Origin of the sequence: Burkholderia sp. Ac-20344, from assembly GCF_017104975.1 — a bacterium.
Taxonomy (GTDB): domain Bacteria; phylum Pseudomonadota; class Gammaproteobacteria; order Burkholderiales; family Burkholderiaceae; genus Burkholderia.
In genome coordinates, this window is sequence record NZ_JAAGPP010000363.1 from 1 (window position 1) to 1,314 (window position 1,314).

A 1,314-nucleotide genomic window follows, 5' to 3' on the forward strand; every position below is an offset into this window, starting at 1 on the left:
GCATGATCACCGGTGCCTGTACGAACCCCTGGGGAATGTCCTTCTCGTAAAGGGCACTGGTGGACGCAAAGCTACACAAGCAACCTTCATCGTCGCTCCAACTACCGGACAAGGTGCAATGTGAAACATACTCCTTGTCCTGCGGCTTGCGCGGACGCGCTGGCAACATGGCGGTCGCGTAGTGGTTCACGAAGTCCTGCGTGGTGTTGCCCAGCACCGGTTCGTAGCGATCCGCCTTGGCGATCAATGCCTTGGGGTTGTCGGGCACCAGCAACTCGGGAACGCCGCCGTAGAATTCCAACGCGTCGATCAGGCTGCCGATCCAGTCGGGCATGGTCTCGGAACGCGTCGCACATGCATAGGTGTAGTTCGAGGCGCCGAGAACGGCCACGAACACGTGGGCCTTGAACGCGACGCCGCCGTCGCGGCCGAGGATCGGCACGGTTTGCCCGGCGAAGTCGGCGAACAGCTTCTCGCCGGCGCGGTGTTGCTGGCGCATCGAGCGCTTCAGCGCCGCAGCCCAGTCCTTGTACCGCTGGCAGAACTGCGTATAGCGATAGGTGCGTTGGCCTGGGTGAGCCTCGACGTACTCCTCCCAGAGCAGTTGCAGCGTCACGCCCTTGCGGCGCAGGTCGCGGTGCATCGCCGCGTAATCCGGTTCGACCCGGCGGGTCGGGACCGCGGTTTCCTCCGGCAGGTCCAACCTGATCTCGAGCTCGTCGTCGGCGAGCGGTTCGACGGTAGCCCAGTCGAGGCCCGCCGCGCTCGCGCGGGCGGCGTATGCCGAGATGGCGCCGACGCTGATGCCGATCGCGCGGCTGATCTGGCGGTGCGACAGGCCGCACGCCCACTTCAGCCGCAGTACTTCCTTCAGTTTGCGCATGCTCATCCGATGTGCCGGCATCAACCTGTCCCCTAAAAAGGATCAAGGCTAACGCCCGTCGTTGATCACATGCGCAACACCACCGCCGAGCCGGAACGGCTATCCCGTTTCGGTCGCGTGATCAGCTGTTTCGGTTCGCTGATCACTCATTCCGGGAACGTGATCACCCGTTTCGGCAAGATGATCGCTCGTTTCGGAAACCGGTGATCAGCGATCACCTTCGACCGAAACGGCCGATCACCATCAATCGGAACCACTGATCACGTTCAACCGAAATCGCTGATCACGTTCCCCGAAATACGCACGCTCACCACTAATAGGATGGTCCGCCCCTCCCGTAATCGCGTAATCTGGGCCGACGCCTGTTTCCGTCCTCGGAGGTGTGCCATGAGCCAGCAGTGCTCTCCTGCGATTGCCCGCATGGGCATCGA

2 protein-coding genes are annotated in these 1,314 nt (G+C 62.5%); one reads left to right on the forward strand and one right to left on the reverse strand.

The annotated features are described in order from the left end of the window. Window positions 1-904: IS21 family transposase (gene istA / locus G3N64_RS39130; RefSeq protein WP_241021446.1), on the reverse strand; the 904-nt coding region annotated here is incomplete at its 3' end. A 48-nt stretch (window positions 905-952) separates the two neighbouring features. Here istA and G3N64_RS39135 point away from each other — a divergent pair. Next, entirely contained in the window at window positions 953-1,090 is a 138-nt protein-coding gene (locus tag G3N64_RS39135) for a hypothetical protein (protein WP_006400880.1), read from the forward strand. Window positions 1,091-1,314 lie beyond the last annotated feature (224 nt).

Bases quoted from the DNA above. Each gene is read 5' to 3' on its own strand.
- G3N64_RS39135 (WP_006400880.1), top strand. From the start codon at position 953: ATGCGCAACACCACCGCCGAGCCGGAACGGCTATCCCGTTTCGGTCGC.